Source organism: Paraburkholderia sediminicola (assembly GCF_046030555.1).
Classification (GTDB): Bacteria; Pseudomonadota; Gammaproteobacteria; order Burkholderiales; family Burkholderiaceae; genus Paraburkholderia; species Paraburkholderia sediminicola_E.
This window is the reverse complement of the sequence record NZ_JAQQCH010000004.1, coordinates 199,447-218,196: the sequence shown is the minus strand read 5'-3', so window position 1 is coordinate 218,196 and position 18,750 is coordinate 199,447. Positions and strand designations below refer to the sequence as shown.

The following is an 18,750-nucleotide window of genomic DNA, read 5'->3' as shown; positions in this document are numbered from 1 at the left end:
GGTAAACGCTGTGGCCGCCAGAGAATATAGATGTCTCGAACCCAATCAATTATGCGCATCTGGCTTGGTGTTCAGGCCGAGGTTCTGGCAGTCGAATCCGACGCTGACACCTTAGTCGACATCATCGGCAAAAGCCGCCTTTCAGATGGTTGGCGCAACGTAAGGGCGTATTGGTAATCTTCGCTCTTCCTCCATCAAGACTGCGTATCGGAGAAATAAGCGATGACCTCGAAGAGCGTCCGCCGGGCAACGGCAGATGATGTACCGGTGCTTACGCAGATCCGGAACGATGCGCACGCAATGAAGGTAGCGCACCGCGACTACGCGTGGGGCAAAGAAGGAGGCGGAGTCTCCGAGCGATGGATGCGAAACAATGTTTCTCAAAAGGACGTGTATGTCGTCGAGCTGGATGACACTCCTGTTGGGACGTTTTCGCTCGATCTCGACGATGAACAGCGCTGGGGGCCTCAGGAACCGATCGCCGGTTATGTGCACGGGCTGAGCGTGCGGAGAGGCTTTAACGGACGAGGACTCGGCGGCTTCATGCTTGACTGGTGCGGCATCAAGGTGAGCGGCTTGAACCGGCGTTATGTCCGACTCGACTGCCCCGTTCACAACGCGAAGCTATGCGCCTACTACGAATCGCTTGGCTTTACCCGCGTAGGTCTGTGGCCGGAACCGGGACCCGGCGGTTATGTCTGGTCACTGTACGAAAAACCGGCCTATTAGCTTTCGACCAGACGACTATGAAAGTTGAAGTCACCGACGTGCGGAATGAGTCGGATGACGCTTTGGTCGCATCGCATCGCATCGCACGGCACTGCATAAAAAGGATCGACGACAGGGACCATAACGCGTGTCCCTGCGTGGCTCTCAAAGCACGTGCAACGTCTCGACCAATGCCTTTAACGCTACCCCAGCAGCCCAATCAGTTTCCTCGCGGGTCACGTAGCATGCACCGCGCAATGCCGAACCACGACGGCCTCAAATTGGCGACCGGGACCCGTTAGGGGTAGTTCCGAAAATCGAAATGGACCGTTGCGAACAATGCGCTTAATTATTATCGACCGTTTTCCTAAACTTGATATCAATTACTAAGGGCGCGATAGCCAAGCGTACAACGACCACTGTGAGGAATACGGATGGACCGTTTGCGTCGAAATTCCAATCCAATCAAGGAGGAGCAGGTCATGAATAAGGCAACCAGCACATTAATCGCGGCTGTCGCCGCACTCACGCTGTCGGGCGGCGCTTATGCACAGAGCAACAACACACTGGCAACCCCAAGCACTGTTTCGCCGGCCAATGCAACGAGCGGCTACGGCGCGCCTGGCGTGACCAACTCGGACAGCGGCATAGGCGCCGGGTCGCCGAACTCGGGCCTGCCGAATACCACGAACAATAATATCTCAACGTCCCTCACCAACCTTCCAGGGAGTCACAATACGCTGGCAACCCCGAGCACAGTGTCGCCGGCTGCCCAATAACAGCAATTAAGGCTAACCAGGCGCAAATAAGCGTAAGGCCGCTAAGCGCTTCAATCGCGTGGACCGCAGTTGTCATTGTGACCGCTGTCACAGTTTGGCGACTAGCCGAGTCCTTCATTCACCACGCATCATAGAAAGGCCGCTGCCCTCACGGACAGCGGTCTTTCTTGCATTGTCCAGCCCATCAAATGTCGGCGCCTAACCATTCATTGAGCCGACGGCGCTCCCGGTCGGCTGCTGCCGATCGCAGCCTGGTGACATTGAAGCCGCGCATGCCTCATTGCATGACGCGGCACGCGGCCGGAACCGGTCGCTGGACCGTTACTCCGAACCTGGCGACAATGCGACATCAACTGTTGTTGGCTAACTATGGAGTTCGATTCATGGATCGTCCGACCAAAGCAGTGATTGGTGCAGCATTGACGGTCTGCGTGATATGCGTTTTCATAGGCTTCTACTACTTCAAGTGGCAGGACGCCGACACGTCAGTTGTCAACAACGCGGACTACCCCTCTACGGGAGGTACACGCTGATTCGATCGCTGCCAAACTGTGAGGTCGATCACGCGGGGGCGTCGTCAGGCGCTGCCGAGCGTTACTGCACAGGAGATTAAATGCCCCCAGTTTCCGATCTTTCTGTTTTATTAAAAACGTTGGAGCCGGTGCTCAACCCGGGCGTGTTTGTGTTTGCTTCGGTCAAGGACGGTCATGCCATCGACCCGGCCGTCATCGTTGCGTCAATTCGGGAGCCGGAGGGGTTGTCGGTCATTACGAGCGAGGCGGATGCGGCGACCAGCGGTTTGAATGCGTTGTTCAAATGTGCCTGGATTACGTTGACCGTGAATTCAGCCCTGGAGGCGGTGGGATTGACCGCGGCATTTGCCCGCGCGTTGGGTTATTCCGGCATCAGCTGTAATGTGGTGGCGGGCGCGTACCACGATCATATTTTTGTTCCACTCGAGTCGGCACAGACGGCGATGCAGGTACTTCATAAATTGCAGACGGATGGAGAGACCGCGCAATAACGGGCCATGCGAGCAATATCGCCGGGTCGATATTGACGACGGGCAGTCGATGCGCATACCTCTACCTGACAAGATTGCGATTCCACTTTTTGTATTGTCCGTCACGCACATAATCGGATTCGCAACGCTGGCGCGAGTTATCGTCAACACTCGATTTTAGGCTTAATGCGGACACCTCTCACCGCATAAACAAGACAATGAAGATCCTAAGCGCCCCTCAGTCAGGCTGTCCTGGTCTCTCCCTTCGTCAGCTCGAACGCAGCGATTCGCCTTCGTGGTATGCATACTTGTCGAATCCCGACGTTGTTCGACACACAAGCTGGAACCTGCAGTCAGAAACAGACCTCCTGCCGATGTTCGACGCGCTCGATTCTGAACTATCATCTTCAATCAGGCGGCTGGCGATCGTCAGTGACCTCGCTGGCGAGCTCATCGGCACGATTGGGTTTCACACCGTCTCCGATATCAACCGTACCGCGGAAATTGCCTACGATCTTGCGCCCGATTATTGGGGAAGAGGAATTGCGAGCGCCGTATGCTCGGCGGTAACCGAGTGGTCGTTTTCAGCATTTGGATTCGTTCGAGTTCAAGGAACAGTGCTTGAAACCAACTCGGGCTCGGCACGCGTACTGCAGAAATGTCGATATCGGTACGAGGGCCTGCTTCGCTCATATCGCATGGTCCGTGGCATTCCGGGAAATTTCCAGCTGTATGCGCGTTTGAACGACGACTAGTCCACGAGCGGAGCGGAAGCGAGTCTGTTCTGCAACTGGCGCAGTGCGGTCATGAGCAGCCTTTCACAAATCTTGCACGATCGCGGGTAATCGGTGATCTTGAAAGGTGTGCCAGGCAATAGCTGGATTGCCGTGAGGATTCACGGGGTGCCGCTTGCGCGTCCGCGTACAAGCTGAGCCATGGCGATCTCACCTGACGCAAGAACGGCTAGCCGGGCAATAGAGTGACTTATAGGGAGGCGATCCGATGGCAGCTATCGACGATCTGAATTCGCAGCGTTTCTACCATGGCACGAAGGCCGACCTGAAGCTGGGGGACCTGATCAAGGCCGGCTACAACTCTAACTTCGGCAAGGGGAAGAAGGCGGTCTATGTCTATCTGACGGCCACCTTGAATGCGGCCACTTGGGGGGCCGAGCTGGCGCTCGGCGAAGAACCTGGCAGAATCTACATAGTGGAGCCGACCGGCCCGATTGAAGATGACCCCAATCTGACGGACAAAAAGTACCCAGGGAACCCGACGAAGTCATACCGCTCTCGCGATCCGCTTCGAGTCACGGGCGAGGTTACGGATTGGCAGGGCCACGCCCCCGAAGAACTCAAAACCATGAAGGACAACGTTGAGCGAGCCAGGCGACTTGGTATTGAGGCAATTGAGGACTGAGTCGGGCGGCGGTTGACATCTTTTTTTACGCAAAGGTGATACCCGTGTACCCAGCAAGCCGACGCCGGTTCATTGCCGGAGTTCTTCGCGCACTGGTCTGCGCCCCCTTCCTGGGCAGTCGCCTTTCGGTTGCAGCTGAAACCTTCGTGCCACTGCGTCAGCTTGCCGCTGAAAAGGGCATCCAGTTCGGTTTCGCGCTTGACCCGGCAAAGCTGGCGACCGATGCGACGTATCGTGATGCCGTCGCCTCCCAGGCCGGCATCGTGGTGCCGGAGAATGCACACGGCCGATCCCGGTGCCGTGCTCTGCTACAACGACTATGGACTGGTAAAAGACAGGCATTACGGGGAGAGCAAGCGTGCTGCCGTACTCGCGATGTTGCAAGGGCTCAGGCAACGAGGTGTCCCGGTGCATGGGCTCGGAATCCAGTCCCATTTGCGTACCGGAGATACCTTCGGACCAGGTCTTTCGCGCTTCATCCTGGCGGTACGGGATCCGGGCCTGTCGGTCTATGTCACGGAGCTGGATGTCGACGACAGCCGTTTCACCGGTTCCACAGAAGACCGTGACGGCGCCGTTGCGGAGACATACAAGCGTTATCTCAACCTGATTCTCGCCACGGGTTCAGTGTCCAATATCATTACATGGGGCGTCTGGGACAGGCCGCATCTCGCTGGTGCCGCCGTCATCAGCGGACCACTGGCACAACGACCGCTCGTGTTTGGCCCTCAACGCGAGATCAAACCTGCGAGCTGGGTTGTCGAGCACTGCTTTGAGCGCGCGTGGGCGCTTCACGCAGAAAATGCGCAATCGTCTCCTCAATCACTGACCTCGCAAGCCCCTGCACGATAAATACAAGCCGCGTCGTGTGATCCTCATCAGGCCACGCGTCAAGCCGCAACGGTTCATGCAGCAACTGCTGCACGCCATGAAACACAACCGGCCGCGATTCGCCGATGAAGTTGCCGATCCCCTTAACCCGCAGAATGTGTTCGCCGTGATAGCCGAGCAGTACCGTCAGCGCGGTTTCGAATGCCTGCATCGGCAAAGGCTGCGAGTAAGTCAGGCAGAAGCTGTCGATGTCCGGATGGGCCACGCGTGACGCCGTCGCGCCACGCATCAGCAACTTGCGCGGCGCAGGTTCGGCGCGCAACCAGGGTCGCAAGGCACGCGGTGTCAGGATGTCGAGCAAGTGTTGGGCGTCAATCTCGCCGTTGCGTACTGAGATGCGCGTCGCGCCCGGATTCAGCGCCTCAAGCGCCGCCTCGAGCTCGGCAAGTGCGGGCGCATCGACCAGTTCGGCCTTGGTCAGCAACAGCCGGTCCGCCACGGCCACCTGCTGACGCGATTCCTCATGGCGGGCAAGTTGCGCGGTGCCGTGTTTCGCATCCACGGTCGTCACAATGCCGTCGAGTTGCAAACGACCTTCAAGCGCCGGGTCGCCTAGCAGCAACGAGATCACCGGACCAGGCCGCGCAAGTCCCGTGGTCTCGATCAGGATCCGCTCGAACGCGGGAATTTCGCCGCGCGTGCGGCGCTCCAGCAGATCCGCCACGGTCGCAGCCAATTCGTCGCGCACGCCGCAACACAGGCAGCCATTTTCCAGCAGCGCGATGGTCTCGTCGCGCGAGGTGCTGACGAACAGATGATCGAGACCGATCGCGCCCAGTTCGTTGATCACTACCGCACACCGGCCGAGCGCCGGTTGCGGCAGCAGGCGATTCAGCAACGTGGTCTTACCCGAACCGAGAAAGCCGGTCAGCATCGTTAGGGGAATCGCGGCGGATTGCATAGTGGCGTGTCCTGACACTCAGATAACCTGCAGGTCTTTGCCGACGATGATCTGACCGTCGAAATGCTTGCGCGCATCGGTGGCCCACATCTCGTCGGTAATCGCGGGATCGCCGCCCGGCACGAAATGGCTCAACACCAGTGTCTTGACGCCGGCCGCCGCGGCGATCTTGCCGACCTGCTCCGTGGTGGTGTGGCTCTTCATGAGGTGATCGAGCAAGGTCGGCGCGTTGTCGACGGTCTTCATCAGCTTTTCGAGCGCGGGCAGGTACATCACTTCATGCACCAGCACGTCTGCGCCTTTCGCGAACTCAGCCAGCGCCGGGTAGTAGGTCGTGTCGCCGGAGAAGACGACGGTACGGTCCCGGGTCTCGAAGCGATAAGCGAATGCCGGTTTGATGGTGTAGTGATCGACCAGCGTCGAGGTCACGCGCACGCGGTCGTCTTCCATCACGAGGCGCGGGCCGTCGAATTCATGAATGTTGATCAGCGGCCGGAACGGTGGACGACCCTCTTCGCGCATTCGCACGTCGAGGTCGATCGCGTTCATGTCGACAAAGTCGTCGATCATCTTTGTCATGCGCGGCGGTCCGTACAGGTTGACGGGCGTACGCAGGCCGGTGGCCCAGGCGAGGAACACGAGGTTGCCGAGGTCGGCGTTGTGGTCCGAATGATGGTGGGTCAGGAAAATGTCACGGATGCCCGGCAGCTTGATGCCCGCTTTGGTCAACTGCAGCGCGACGCCGTTGCCGCAATCGACCACGTAGGGCTGACCGTCTACCACCAGCACGTTCGCCGGTGCCGCGCGCAGATCAGACGGCGTCGGGCCACCCTTCGTGCCGAGCAGGATCAGCTGTGTGCCTTTGGCGGAGTGTCCAGCGGCGGGTGCAGGGGTTGCGGAATTGGCCGGTGACTGCGCGTTGGCGTCTTTCATCCAGGGCAGCGCTGCGGTGGTGCCTGCTGTCACGGCAATACGCATGAAATCACGGCGGGAGCGTCCGAACGGCTGATCACTCATAGGTCTGTATCTCCTGATCTTTTTGAATGGGATGTACCCGATTTTCCCGCGTAACCGGGCTCAAAAGCGATTGAATTCTAGCGTTTCATCATCAGGCCGTTCGACATCGCGGCGCGAGCCGGCTAATTTCACCCATTCGCTGACCTTGTTCCATGGTGCGGAAATGCAGGGGTGAGGCGCCGGATCGCCGATTGGCTTACGAGAATCCTCGATCCGAAGGCCGCCTCAGCGAATCTCCACCTCGATAAATACCACCTCGTGGTCGGTCGCGTTGACGACGTTATGTTCCACACCCTTCAACCCAGCGTAACTGTGCCCGGCGTGCAGTTGCGACTCCCGGTTGCCTTGCGCTGTCTCGAGAAGAAGTTGGCCGTCTGTTTGCGGCACCACGACATAGTCATGCCCATGAATATGCCAGCCGGTCTCAGCACCGGGCGCAAATCGCCACTCGGTGACGATCACGCGTTCATTGAGTACCTGCTGCGTTGGAACTGCCTGCGGACGATCCATGAGAATTTCCTCAGCGAAGTGGGCGACGAGATTCGTCGGGTGGCCCTTCACGCCACATCGATAGGTGCGCTGTCACCGGTTAGTGGCGACTCCACCGTGCGTCAATATGCTTCCGGGCTCAATACATCTATTAATCATTCTGGAGGTGAAGCCCTTCGTTTGACATGCACAGTGCCCTTGCTCTTGCCAACACAGTTGCATTCACCTATGGGATGCAAGACGGTCGGTATTGAAGACGGAGCATGGTCCACTTGTCGGAAGCATAGCCAGTGACGGTACACGCTTTGAGTGTTGGAATGGCCGATTCGCCGGACTGCGACCGGTCGTTCAGGGGCGTGTGCGCCCGATTGCTGACAGGCCGGGACCGGCCACAAGAGGCTTTTGGACAGGAACGCTGGAATCGTCGACAATCGTGCGTCGAGGTTCGATCCTCAGTGCGCCGTCGTATCTATTGTTATGCCTTCCAGCCAGAGGTAGTCGTGAACAGCGTTTCAATCGAGGCCGTCGCGCCGGGCGATGCCGATGTGTTTGTAGCACGTCAACCAATCATGGATCGGGCTGGTCGCGTTGTCGCATACGAGCTTCTTTTCAGGGACGGTCCCGCCGGGAGCGCGCGGATTGGGGACGAACTGCGCTGTACGACGGCCGTGATTGAACGCGCAGTGGGTTCTATCGGTCTCGAACGGCTTGCTGGCAGCAAGGCTTGCTTCCTGAACTGCCCACATGATTTTCTGTTTTCGGACTACCCGTATGTGCTACCGGCGTCACGTTTCGTTCTGGAGATTCTTGAGTCTGTCGAACTGACACCGGACCTCTCGCGACGGTGCAACGAGTTGCGAGGAGCGGGCTTCCAGATAGCGCTGGATGACGTCAGGAGCATGACTGACGAGATCCGATGGTTTCTTCCTTTCGTCGACATCGTCAAGATCGATTGGCCGTTTGTGGAAAGTGCGGCGTTACCGGAGCTGGTCAGTCAGTTCAAACGTGCGGGAAAGGTCGTGCTCGCCGAGAAAATCGAAAATGCAGAGGATGCGGAGCATGCCCGGCAACTAGGTTGTGATCTGCTGCAGGGCTACTATTTCGCCGAACCGCAGATTCTTTCGAGCAAGCGCGCGATGCCGCCAGTCAAGGCGATTCTTCACGTGTTCGACCTGGTCGGCAGCGATGCGCCGTTGGGTAGTATCGCGCGGGCGCTAAGAGAGACGCCAATGCTGGTTGCCCAACTGTTACGGCTTGCAAACAGCAGCGAGCAGCATAACGGCAGAACGGAGCGTATTTCATCGCTCAAGCAGGCACTCTCGATAGCCGGTAGTCGCAGACTTCTCCATTGGTGCGGACTTCTTCTTTACGTCGGCCGGGACGGGTTTCCGGTCGAGGATGATCCGCTTGTGCTGCTTGCGCAACGACGGGCACATTTCATGGAGGAGGCGATCGACGCGATGCCGGACGCATCGCGCTCGCTGGCGGGTGCAGCCTATCTGACCGGTATGCTGTCGTTACTACATGTCGCGTATCACATGGAACGGCGCAGCTTCGTCGACGAGCTACCCGTTTCTGATTCCATCCGGGTGGCCATCCTTAACGGCGGCGGCGTACTCGGCGAATTGCTGTCGGTCGCGGCGCTGCTTGAGCAGGACGATGTGGCCGCGGCGACGGTCAGACTTCAACGGCTGGCGGTTTCTCCCGCAGAGGTTCGGAAGATCGTCCAGTGCTACTGACGCGATTTGCCGTATCACGAGCGGTACGACGGCAAACCTTGGACCAAGGCGGGATGTATGTTATCGAGCAGGACAATGTTCCCGTTGGGATGATGTCGCTCTCGTGGCAAAGTGGACTGCCTGCGAGCGACGTGCAAGGCATGCAGGCGGACTGCGACGCAAACCAGACGAGCTTGAATTTTTGTGCATGGCGCGACAGGGTGGTTGCTGAGCAGAAACTGCAGGATGCCGTCGACGATAAAGCCGCGAAATCCCCGGGCTGCAAAGCACGCCTGGAGAGCAAGGTCGCCGCATGGAAGAAGCGACGCGATGCGAGTTGCAAGAAATCGGCTGAGGCAGAAAACGGAGGCGGTTCGATTGTGCCGATGGAGATTGCTGCCTGCCAGGCGGCAGAGACCGACCGCATGACAAAGGTAATCGCATCGATTCACCGATGCAATTGACTGACGAACCGGCGTATAGCTCGTAGCAAGGTTTAGAAGTTGTCCAGCGCTTCAGCCTTTCTTTATAAAATAGGGCGCTCGGTTCTCGGCTTATGTGAGCGGGACATGGGACTGGAACAGAGACCATCGCCATTCGTCGCAGTTCGGCCAACTGCGGCCAATGACGAGCATTCGTGGACGTCCGTTGATGATCCATAAGCAGACTTCATATTCGAACGTATGCGTTTAGACCGCGCGCTGGACGCTAACGGGCTCGACCCAAAAGCGGAGATGCCAGGCTGGCGGCAGCGAGTTCGTTTGCAGCAGCCATAAGCGCAGGGCCGAGTGCCGTCATGCGCTTCTCCGTCAATCTAACGGCTGGCCCTGCAATGCTGATGACCCCTATGGCCGGGTAACCCCGTCGTTGAACCGGAGCAGCCATCGCCGTCATCCCCGGCGCGAACACCTCATAAATCGTTGCGTAGCCACGGGCACGGGCGGCATCGACAAACCCCAGCAGCGCCTTCACGGTGGTCGGCGCGTTGGGTCCGTACTGCTTCGGCTGCCCGAACCCTTGGCGTGTCACCAATTCGAGCGCCCGCTCATCGGTCATTGTCATCATCCATGCGTGGCCGGTTGCACTGCACGACAGAATGGTATCCATACCCATGTCCGGGTCGTACCGCAGCCCCTTCAGCGCGCCCTGCGACTTGGCAACCCACGTCAGCCTGTCTCCGTCGACGATCGCGAGCCGTATGAGTTCGCCGGATGTCTCCGCCAGACGGTCGAGCATGGTTTGCGCAATGTCGATGATACCGGACGTCGCGAGATAACTGAGACCCAGTCCGACCAGCTTCGTGGTCAGTACATAGTCGCCCTGCTCGCGTAACTGACGCACATAGCCGCACTGCTTGAGGTCGGCGAGCAGGCGATGGCAGGCGCTACGCGGGATCTCAAGTTGATCCGAGATTAACGCGAGTGGCGTTCCTTCCATCTGCGTCGCCAGAAATTCGAGCACCGCCAGTGTTCTCTCGGTCACACCCGGCATGGAACCTCCCATCAATTCAGTAGAACATGCATGATTGCATAATGCGGGATGAGATTCCAGCCTGGAACAGTGTCCCACCAGCGCTGTTAATCTGTGCAACATGCCGTCTCGTCGAACGCTTCAACACGCTCCGCATGGGACGCATAACAAAAGACGAGCCACTCGCGGTCGACATGACAAGGTTCGCCGGGACGTGACACCGACACAGGTTTGGAACAGGAGACAACATGGATCAGCAATCGCACCTACCCGCGCAGCAGGCGATGCGCACGCGTGCCGTGACAGCGGCGGCCGTCGGGACTGCACTCGAATGGTTTGATTTCACGTTATACGGCGCATTGGCCGCTACCGTGCTACCCAAACTGTTTTTCCCGTCGATGGATTCGACCTCCGCGTTGCTGGCATCGCTTGCCACGTTCGGTGTCGGCCTCGCGGCGCGACCGCTTGGCGCTATCATTTGCGGTTACCTTGGCGACAAGCTGGGACGGCGCAATCTGATGCTCGGTACCGTCACCGTGATGGGTGTCTGCTCGATGTTGATGGGTTTGCTGCCAACCTATGCGAGCATCGGCGTATGGGCGCCGCTATTGCTAGTTGTGCTTCGCATCCTGCAGGGTTTCGCGCTGGGTGGTGAATCGACGGGGGCGCAGTTGATGGCGATCGAACACGCGAGTCCCGATCGTCGCGGCAAATACTCCGGCCTGCTCGGATTGTGTTCGCCGCTCAGCCAGATCATGGCCAATGGCGTATTGCTAGCACTTTCATCGGCGATGTCGGCGCAGGCGTTCGATGCGTATGGCTGGCGCATTCCGTTCGTCCTAAGCTTCATTCTCGTGATCGTCGGTATTTACATCCGGCTGCGAGTCAGTGAGACGCCTGCGTTCGTCGCGCTCCGTAAAACGGAAGTAGCCAATGTGGGCAGTCCGCTGCGCGATGCACTTCGCCTTCACTGGCGAGTGGTGCTCCGATGGATGCTGTTCTTCTGCGGCCCGGCAGCGATCTTCTATCTGATCGTTGTGTTCTCGTTGAGCTATGTCACGAAAACGCTGGGCGTGCCGAAACAGACGGGCTTCCTGCTGTTGATGGGCGCGAACGTGTGCGCCATCGTCGGCGCGCTGGCCGGCGGCATGCTGAGTGACCGTATCGGTCGCAAGAAAGCGCTCGCGATCGGCTCGATCGCGACCTTGCTCATGCTGTTCGTGTACTTTCAGATTCTTGATACGAAGAGTTTCGTGCCGATGCTGGCAGCAATGGGCTTCTTTCTCGGCTTTACCCAATTCCAGAGCGGCATCCAGCCGGTTGCATTCGCTGAAGCATTCCCAACTAACGTGCGCTACTCAGGGTCGGCGCTTGCCTATACCGGCGCCAATCTGATCGCCGGGGGGCCAATGCCTGTTCTTGCCGTCTGGCTCTTCGCCCTTTGCAATGGCTCGCCGTGGGGCGTCGTCACAGTGTGCGTCACGTTCAACGTCATTTCTCTCATCGCGATCCTCACCGCCCCCGAAACGCTGGGTATCGACATGAACCGGGTCGACTCTGCCGAAGAAGTCATTGGCTCATCAGGGCACGCGCGCACTCAATCCCATTCTCACTGAAACGCAGGCAATGCAGATGAAACCACTTGTTTACGTCCTGAACGGTTCGAACCTCAACATGCTCGGCAAGCGCGAACCGCACCTGTACGGTACGACGACACTTGCTCAGGTGAAAGAGCGTACTGAAGCCCTCGCGGCCGAGCTCGACCTCGAATGCGATTTCCGCCAGACGAACCACGAAGGCGTGATGGTCGACTGGTTGCAGGAAGCCTTCGAGAAGGATGCGGCCGTCGTCATCAACCCAGCGGGGTTTTCGTTTGCGTCGATACCCGTTCTGGATGCAGTCAAGCTGATTCGCCAACCGGTGATCGAGGTGCACATCACCAACATTCATCAGCGGGATGAACAGTATCGACATTCGCTGATCTCGCTGGCGGCACGTGGCGTGATATGCGGCCTTGGTGTTGATGGATACCTGCTCGCCGTGCGAGCGGTCGCTGGAGCCATCCAGCGCGTACAAGTGTGAAGAGGGTTCGCAAACGTTGCCTCGACCGGCAATAAGCCGGGCGGATAATGGTGAACTCTCCGGCAGCCGCATCCTGGATAGTCGCAACCGATTTTGCGGGTTACGGGCCAGCGTCCGCTGCTGGTACCGTGGCAGACGTTTGTCCTCTATCAGCGTGTGGCCGAGTTGGGTCGAACACAGTCCTTCATCGAATTGCCGGATTCGGCCAGATCAAGCCACCAGTAGACCATGACGAATCAATCACGACACCGAGTCAACCACGGCAGGCGGAGTCAGTCCGAAAATATGCGGAGACCTTACTCGGCCAGCGCCGCGAGCAATTGATTCTTGACGATCGCGGTGGCCAGCGGTTGTCGCCCGAACTCATACCATCCGATATGCCGGCGCCATGCCGTGCCTGGAATTGGCCTTACCGACAGCAAGGGGTCTTCGTCCCAAGCGGCATGCCGCAAACGCGGCACGATCGACACGCCCACGTTCTGTCGCACCAGATCGGCGATCGCGGCGATCGAATTCATTTCCAGAATAGGGTTGACCTCGGCGCGCAGTCGCCGGAGCAGGCTCGCCACATGGGTGCCTGTCAGCGATGCCGCTTCGAAGCCGATGAACGGATGACGCTTCAGTAGTGAGGTCACCGACGCATCGTCTGCGGCGATCGCCGGATTGACCAGCAATACCAGTGGCTCGTCGTAAAGGCGCTCCCACAACTCGGGCAGCGTGGTCACCCGGGGTTCGCTGACGATCACCGCCGCATCGATTTCCCCGGCGCGCACCTGGCGGCCCAGTTCGGCGCTGTCGCCGTGCGTGAGGCGCACCTTCAGGCCGGGGTAGGAGACTCTCAGCTGGATCACGTTGGCTGCCAGAAACCCCATCGACGACGCGGTCGAGCCGATCGTGATCGAGCCTTCGATGCTGAGCTTGTCGGCCACGCCGCGCAACAGCGAATCGTACGCGGCCACCACCCTGCGTGCCTGCTCGATGATCGAACGACCGGCGTCGTTCAACTGGATGCTGCGCCCGCTGCGGTCGAACAACTGCCGCTGGCACACGCGCTCCAGCGTGCGCATCTGCGCGCCGACAGCGGCGTGCGTGAGCGCCATGCGATCGGCGGCGGCCGCCATGGTCCCATGTTTCTCGATGGCGAGAAACGTCCGCAACATTCGAATTTCACTCATGCGGGATCTCCTCCAAGGCCGTCGGGATGTGCACGGATTGCGCGATTTTTCCCATTTCCGTGCGTTGCATGATCGCACGAAACGAAAATTTTTCTTTCCTTTCGATAAAGAAAATAACGCTTTTTATTTTGTTTCTGGCCAATGAGAATCGATTTGTCACAAATCAGGCCGATGGCGTCAGCGCGGGCTCGGGTCGCGCTTCATGCCGTTGGCGGCAGCCAGGGTGAGGAGTTCCATCAATGTCGCAGATCCAGCAGTTTCCGCAGTTTCCTTTCGTCAGCGTGTCCGGCAAACCGTATGAACGCGGCGTGCAATATGGCCGTGCGGCGGCGGCGCGCGTGCGCCTGAGCGCATCCCGCTACGGCCAGACGCTGCGCAATCTTGGCTACAGCGAGGCGTCGCAGACGGCGCTGATCCGCTCGCTCGAACAGGTCATCGGCGAGTTTCAACCTGCGTACCTGGACGAGATGCGTGGCATCGCCACCGGCGCGGACGTGCCGTTCGAAGACATCGTGATGATCAATGCCCGCACCGAGGTGCTGGCCAAGGCGCGCGTCGAAATGGCGCTCCAAGCCGACGACGAAGACGGTTGTACCGGCGTGCTGGTGCTGCCGTCGCGCACGTCGACCGGGCAATTGATCCATGCGCAAAACTGGGACTGGAAGGCCGATTGCGTCGATACCGGCATCGTCTTGCGCGTACGCAGCGACGACGGCCCCGATTTCCTGACCTTCGTCGAAGCGGGCGGCCTCGCGCGCAGTGGGCTCAATGCCGCGGGCGTGTCGATCACCGCGAATTATCTCGAGTCCGAGCGCGACTTCACGCAAATGGGCGTGCCGCTGTCGCTGCTGCGCCGGCGCGTGCTGGAAGAGCCGGTGTTCGCGAACGCGTTGCGGGTGATCGCCACCACGCCGAAATCGTGTTCGAACAACATCATGCTCGGGATGGCCGAGGGCTTCGGCATCGATTTCGAATGCGCGCCGAACGAAGCTTTCCCGATCTATCCGGACGACGACCAGATGATCGTGCACGCGAACCATTGGGTCAGCCCGGTCGCCCGCACCAAGCTGCTGGATACCGGTTGCGAGAGCTCGCCGGACAGCTACTACCGCGACTGGCGCGTGCGTCAGTTGCTGAAGGCCGCACCGAAGATCGATCGCGACGCAGTCAAAGCCGCGCTGTTCGATGCGTTCGCCACGCCGTTTTCCGTGTGCCGTCCGCCGCGTCCGGGCACACGTCACACGATGACCGCGACGGTCGCGATGATCGTCATGCTGCCGGGCGCAGGGGAAATGGATGTCGCACCGATGCCCGCGCTCAACCGGGTCTTCACCCGCTACAGCCTGCACCACGAACCGCTCGCCGAAGCGGCGTGATCTGTGAATAAGCACGTGTGCCGCGCCGCGCGAGGCACACACGAGACCGCTGAAATCGTCAGAGAGGAATGACAGATGTTCGATGCAGAGAAACGATCCGCCCCGGGTCATGAGAAAGCACAGGCGCTGTACGACCTGGGTTCGACCACCGTGTACGCGAGTCGTCACGATCCGCGCTTTCCGTATGTGCTGTACGTGCCGCCTGAAGTACTGACACCCGGCAATGACGTGGAACTGGTCGTCGTGATGCATGGCACCGGGCGTCAGTTCACGCAGTATCGCGATGCGTTCGCGCCGTTCGGCCGCTGGAACCGCTGCATCGTGCTGTGTCCGCTGTTTCCGGTGGGCGTACGCGGTGACGGCGAGCGCAGTGGTTTCAAGCGCCTGATCGAAGGCGATATCCGTTACGACAAAGTGCTGCTCGACATGGTGACTGAAGTGGGCGAGCGTTATGGCAAACGCTTCGACAAGTTCGCACTGTTCGGCTATTCGGGCGGCGGGCAGTTCGTGAACCGCTTCGCGTACGCGCATCCGGAGCGGCTATGGGCCGCGTCGATCGGTGCACCCGGGAACGTCACCGTGCTCGATCATACGAAGGACTGGTGGCTCGGCACGGGCGGCTTCGAGCTGCACTTCGGCAAGCCATTCGATCTGGCCACCCTGCAGCGTGTGCCGGTGCAGATGGTGGTGGGCCGGGCGGATCTGGAAACCTGGGAAATCACGGTGTCCGAGGATAGCCCGATGTATCTGCCAGGTATCAACGACGCTGGCGCGACGCGCCCGGAGCGGCTGCGTACGCTGAAGGCTTCGTTCGAGGCCGCCGGCGTTCACGTGCGCTTCGACGAGATGGCCAATATCGCCCACAACGGCATGCAGGTCGTCGAGGTGGTTCAGGATTTCTTTGCGCAGACGTTGCGCACCCTGCGGGCCGGAGGATAAACACATGGACGCCCAAAGCGATTCAGGGAAGGTCTGGAAAACCATTGTATCGACGGTGATAGGGGGCACCTTCGAGTGGTTCGACTTCATGGTGTACTCCTATTTTTCGAGCACAATCGCAAGGGTGTTTTTCCCCAGCGTCGATCGCAGCGGGGCGTTGTTGCTGACCTTCGCCACGTTTGCGGTCGGCTTTCTGGTCCGGCCAATCGGTGGCGTGATGATGGGGATGGTCGCGGACCGGGTAGGGCGGGTGAAGGTGCTCTCGTGGATCATGGTGCTGATGTCGGTGGGCTCGCTGATCCTGGGGCTGACCCCGGGCTTCGCGACCCTTGGGCTCGTCGCGCCGCTGCTGATAGTGATCGGCCGTCTGGTGCAAGGCTTCGCGGTGGGTGCGCAATTCGCGCTGTCGTCGGTGACGATTTACGAGGTCGCACCGCCCAACCGGAAGATGTTTTACGGCAGCTTCAATATGCTGTCGATCGGGATCGCCGCGATGTTGTCTTCGGGATGCAGCTACCTGCTGTCGCGTCACCTGTCGCATGCGGATCTGTCGGCCTGGGGATGGCGCGTGCCGTTCCTGATTGGCGCGCTGGTCGGGCCAATCGGCTTCTACATCCGCCATCATGTCGACGAATCGGATGAATTCAACCGGTTGCAGGCACGCCCCGCGGCGCGGTCGCCCATGCGCGAGCGGCTACGCGATTTTGTGCGTGAGAACGGCGATGCCGTAGTGTGCGCGATGGGCGTGATGATCGCCGGCACGTCGCTGAATTATGTCTGGAATGCGTATCTGCCAACCTACGCGCAGCTTCAGTTGCATCTGTCGCTCAGTTCGTCGCTGCAAGGGATATTCGTCACGAGTATCGTGATGTGCGTTCTGTCGCCGGTGTTCGGCATGGTGGCGGACCGTGTCGGCGCGTATCGGCTGTTCTTCTTTTTTATCGTGGGCTGGCTGATTTGCGTCTTTCCGTTGTTCGCGTATTTGCTGGCAGACCCCAGTGAGAGCCGTCTGATGATCGTACGGGTGGTCGGCATACTATTCCTGACTCTGCAAGGCGCCGCGCATCCAGGGATGCTGGTCAAGATATTCACCGTGCAGGGGCGGTCCACCGGCGTGGCTATTTCGTATAACACCTCGGTCATGCTGTTTGGCGGATTGGCGCCGTTCTATATCTCGCTGGTGGCGCGTTTCACGGACGCGCACTTCATTCCGCCGAGCTACCTGTTCGGTACTGGATTGCTGGCGATCATGCTGGTGCTCATTACGCGCACTGGGCGGCGCGTGTTGCAGGACGACCGGCTGGAACGCAGGCAACGGCGTACGGCACGCGAGGCCGGTATGCAGCGTGCGAACTCGGGTGATCCGGTGGTGTAGGTCGTGTGGTACGCGACGCAGAAGGTCGTGAGCCGAGCCGCTGGTTCACGGGACCTTGAACAGCTTCGCGCACATGAAATCGACGAACACTCTAAGCTTCGGCGACAACTGCCGACTCGATGGCCACAGGATCGAGAACTGTCCTGGCGCGATCTGATGCTCGTCGAGAAATGTCGTGAGCTTGCCCGTTGTTGGAAAACGGTAGCGCACGCACGCGTGCACGGCCAGGTCGCGCAGCGTGCGAGGCACACCCGCTTGCGCGAGATAGCCGGGCGATGCGCACAGCGTTAAGCAGAACGTCCCGAGGCGGCGTGACATCAGACTCGAATCTGTCAGCGTGCCGCTGCGGATGACGGCGTCGAAACCGCCTTCGACAACGTCCACGAGCCGGTCGTTGAAATCCAGATCAAGTTCGACATCGGGATAGCGGCGCGCGAATTCTGGCAGCACGGGTAACAGGAACCGATAGCCGATCGCGGGGAGGCTGACGCGCAGCCTGCCGCGTGGCGTTTGCGCGGCCTCCTAGAGCATCGCTTCGGCATCGCGTAGATCTTCCAGTATCCGGTGGCAGCGATCGTAGAAGTGACGTCCCTCGTCGGCGAGCGTGGTGCCCAAGGAGCGTGCCGGCATGGCGACGGGTATCTTCAGTACCACGCGCGTGGCAGGCGAATGCATTGCACTCGCGACGGTCAGTGCAATTCTGGCCGCACTCGCGCTGACGACGATGCGTCGGCGGATCGTGAGAGGCGTGTGCGTGTGATCACGGGTGATCAGGAACACGCGTGATTTGCCGTCTATCCGTCGTCTGTTCAGAATGAGTTGCCAGTGGTTACTCGCTCTGCGTCTGCGTGAACGTGCGGGTCCTGTTCGGTGACGACTGCGGGCGGGTTTTTGCGACGATTTTCGAATCGAAGAAAGAGATCGACGATCGCGCGAGTGGGGATGCTGGTTGACAAGGTCGCTATCTTGATCGGGCTGAACCAGTGACACTGGGAGATCTCGTTGCAGGGCTCGGGCGATGCGTCTGGCGCGAGGTCGACGGAGAAAACATGATGTCGTTTGGCCAGTCCGCCAAACTGGAACAGGTACGTCAACCGGGTCTCAACAAGGTTCGTTTCTTCTTCCAGTTCGCGTCGAGCCGCGTCCAGGGGTGTTTCGGAGCGCTTTATCGTACCGCCGGGAAGCGACCATCGTGAGCGCGCGCGGGCGACCAGAAGCACTTTGCCGTCCCGTACGCATACGATTGTGGATCGATCTTTCATGCTCTTCAGTGTAAGAGACGATGCTGCCGCGTGTAGAGCCAACTTTGAATCCGCGTAGGGACTTCAACGTGCAGAATAGCCCACCGGGGGACATCCGCACATGGCGGTTCAAAAATAACAAAAACCCTGGCCGGTTACGCGCCTGG

General features: G+C 59.5%; 19 protein-coding genes and 1 pseudogene. 13 read left to right on the top strand and 7 right to left on the bottom strand.

The window, feature by feature from the left end; genetic code table 11:
- The first annotated feature begins 222 nt into the window (after positions 1-222).
- The 6 genes from PQQ52_RS08565 to PQQ52_RS08540 all read left to right on the top strand — a co-directional run bounded on the left by PQQ52_RS08565 (position 223) and on the right by PQQ52_RS08540 (position 4,761).
- Positions 223-729, top strand: coding sequence for a GNAT family N-acetyltransferase (locus tag PQQ52_RS08565; protein ID WP_408209142.1), 507 nt, complete (start codon positions 223-225; stop codon positions 727-729).
- A gap of 461 nt (positions 730-1,190) precedes the next feature.
- Positions 1,191-1,487 (top strand): hypothetical protein, encoded by a 297-nt coding sequence (locus PQQ52_RS08560; protein WP_408209139.1) that lies wholly within the window; start codon positions 1,191-1,193, stop codon positions 1,485-1,487.
- Between the two features lie 613 nt (positions 1,488-2,100).
- On the top strand, positions 2,101-2,511 hold the full coding sequence (locus PQQ52_RS08555) for an ACT domain-containing protein (protein WP_408209136.1): 411 nt from the start codon (positions 2,101-2,103) through the stop codon (positions 2,509-2,511).
- Between the two features lie 197 nt (positions 2,512-2,708).
- Positions 2,709-3,245, top strand: a complete 537-nt coding sequence (locus PQQ52_RS08550) for a GNAT family N-acetyltransferase (RefSeq protein ID WP_408209133.1) — start codon at positions 2,709-2,711, stop codon at positions 3,243-3,245.
- Positions 3,246-3,492: 247 nt separating this feature from the next.
- Positions 3,493-3,909, top strand: coding sequence for an NAD(+)--rifampin ADP-ribosyltransferase (arr, locus tag PQQ52_RS08545; RefSeq protein ID WP_408209130.1), 417 nt, complete (start codon positions 3,493-3,495; stop codon positions 3,907-3,909).
- Positions 3,910-4,131: 222 nt separating this feature from the next.
- The gene (locus PQQ52_RS08540) at positions 4,132-4,761 is read left to right on the top strand and encodes an endo-1,4-beta-xylanase (protein ID WP_408209127.1); all 630 of its coding nucleotides are present in this window, start codon (positions 4,132-4,134) and stop codon (positions 4,759-4,761) included.
- Here the strand turns inward: PQQ52_RS08540 and PQQ52_RS08535 are convergent.
- The 3 genes from PQQ52_RS08535 to PQQ52_RS08525 form a co-directional block, all read right to left on the bottom strand.
- A complete protein-coding gene (locus PQQ52_RS08535) occupies positions 4,649-5,701 on the bottom strand; it encodes a CobW family GTP-binding protein (protein WP_408209125.1) in 1,053 nt (350 codons plus the stop codon). The genes PQQ52_RS08540 and PQQ52_RS08535 overlap by 113 nt on opposite strands.
- An 18-nt stretch (positions 5,702-5,719) precedes the next feature.
- Positions 5,720-6,679: an MBL fold metallo-hydrolase gene (locus PQQ52_RS08530; RefSeq protein WP_408209585.1), complete on the bottom strand. Its 960-nt coding sequence runs from the start codon at positions 6,677-6,679 to the stop codon at positions 5,720-5,722.
- A gap of 264 nt (positions 6,680-6,943) precedes the next feature.
- Positions 6,944-7,228, bottom strand: a complete 285-nt coding sequence (locus tag PQQ52_RS08525; RefSeq protein WP_408209123.1) for a cupin domain-containing protein — start codon at positions 7,226-7,228, stop codon at positions 6,944-6,946.
- Between the two features lie 296 nt (positions 7,229-7,524).
- Here PQQ52_RS08525 and PQQ52_RS08520 point away from each other — a divergent pair, with 296 nt between their 5' ends.
- Entirely contained in the window at positions 7,525-8,946 is a 1,422-nt protein-coding gene (locus PQQ52_RS08520) for an EAL and HDOD domain-containing protein (protein WP_408209120.1), read from the top strand.
- 53 nt (positions 8,947-8,999) lie between these two features.
- On the top strand, positions 9,000-9,389 hold the full coding sequence (locus PQQ52_RS08515) for a lysozyme inhibitor LprI family protein (protein WP_408209117.1): 390 nt from the start codon (positions 9,000-9,002) through the stop codon (positions 9,387-9,389).
- A 244-nt stretch (positions 9,390-9,633) separates the two neighbouring features.
- On the opposite strand, the gene PQQ52_RS08510 is transcribed toward PQQ52_RS08515, so the two are convergent.
- Complete coding sequence (locus PQQ52_RS08510) at positions 9,634-10,416, bottom strand: IclR family transcriptional regulator (protein WP_408209115.1); 783 nt, start codon at positions 10,414-10,416, stop codon at positions 9,634-9,636.
- 227 nt (positions 10,417-10,643) lie between these two features.
- Here PQQ52_RS08510 and PQQ52_RS08505 point away from each other — a divergent pair, with 227 nt between their 5' ends.
- Both PQQ52_RS08505 and PQQ52_RS08500 read left to right on the top strand, forming a co-directional pair.
- Entirely contained in the window at positions 10,644-12,011 is a 1,368-nt protein-coding gene (locus PQQ52_RS08505) for an MFS transporter (protein WP_408209113.1), read from the top strand.
- Between the two features lie 16 nt (positions 12,012-12,027).
- Positions 12,028-12,477 (top strand): type II 3-dehydroquinate dehydratase, encoded by a 450-nt coding sequence (locus tag PQQ52_RS08500; RefSeq protein WP_408209111.1) that lies wholly within the window; start codon positions 12,028-12,030, stop codon positions 12,475-12,477.
- Positions 12,478-12,773: 296 nt separating this feature from the next.
- Here PQQ52_RS08500 and PQQ52_RS08495 read toward each other — a convergent pair whose 3' ends face one another.
- Positions 12,774-13,652, bottom strand: a complete 879-nt coding sequence (locus PQQ52_RS08495) for a LysR family transcriptional regulator (protein WP_408209108.1) — start codon at positions 13,650-13,652, stop codon at positions 12,774-12,776.
- Between the two features lie 239 nt (positions 13,653-13,891).
- Between PQQ52_RS08495 and PQQ52_RS08490 the strand changes: the two genes are divergently transcribed.
- From PQQ52_RS08490 to PQQ52_RS08480, 3 genes are all read left to right on the top strand, one after another.
- Positions 13,892-15,028, top strand: coding sequence for a C45 family autoproteolytic acyltransferase/hydrolase (locus PQQ52_RS08490; protein ID WP_408209105.1), 1,137 nt, complete (start codon positions 13,892-13,894; stop codon positions 15,026-15,028).
- 186 nt (positions 15,029-15,214) lie between these two features.
- On the top strand, positions 15,215-15,967 hold the full coding sequence (locus PQQ52_RS08485) for an alpha/beta hydrolase (RefSeq protein ID WP_408209583.1): 753 nt from the start codon (positions 15,215-15,217) through the stop codon (positions 15,965-15,967).
- Between the two features lie 4 nt (positions 15,968-15,971).
- A complete protein-coding gene (locus tag PQQ52_RS08480) occupies positions 15,972-17,342 on the top strand; it encodes an MFS transporter (protein ID WP_408209102.1) in 1,371 nt (456 codons plus the stop codon).
- Between the two features lie 45 nt (positions 17,343-17,387).
- Here the strand turns inward: PQQ52_RS08480 and PQQ52_RS08475 are convergent.
- Both PQQ52_RS08475 and PQQ52_RS08470 read right to left on the bottom strand, forming a co-directional pair.
- Positions 17,388-18,113: pseudogene (locus tag PQQ52_RS08475) on the bottom strand (LysR substrate-binding domain-containing protein).
- A 38-nt stretch (positions 18,114-18,151) separates the two neighbouring features.
- On the bottom strand, positions 18,152-18,604 hold the full coding sequence (locus PQQ52_RS08470) for an NUDIX hydrolase (RefSeq protein ID WP_408209099.1): 453 nt from the start codon (positions 18,602-18,604) through the stop codon (positions 18,152-18,154).
- Between the last annotated feature and the right edge of the window lie 146 nt (positions 18,605-18,750).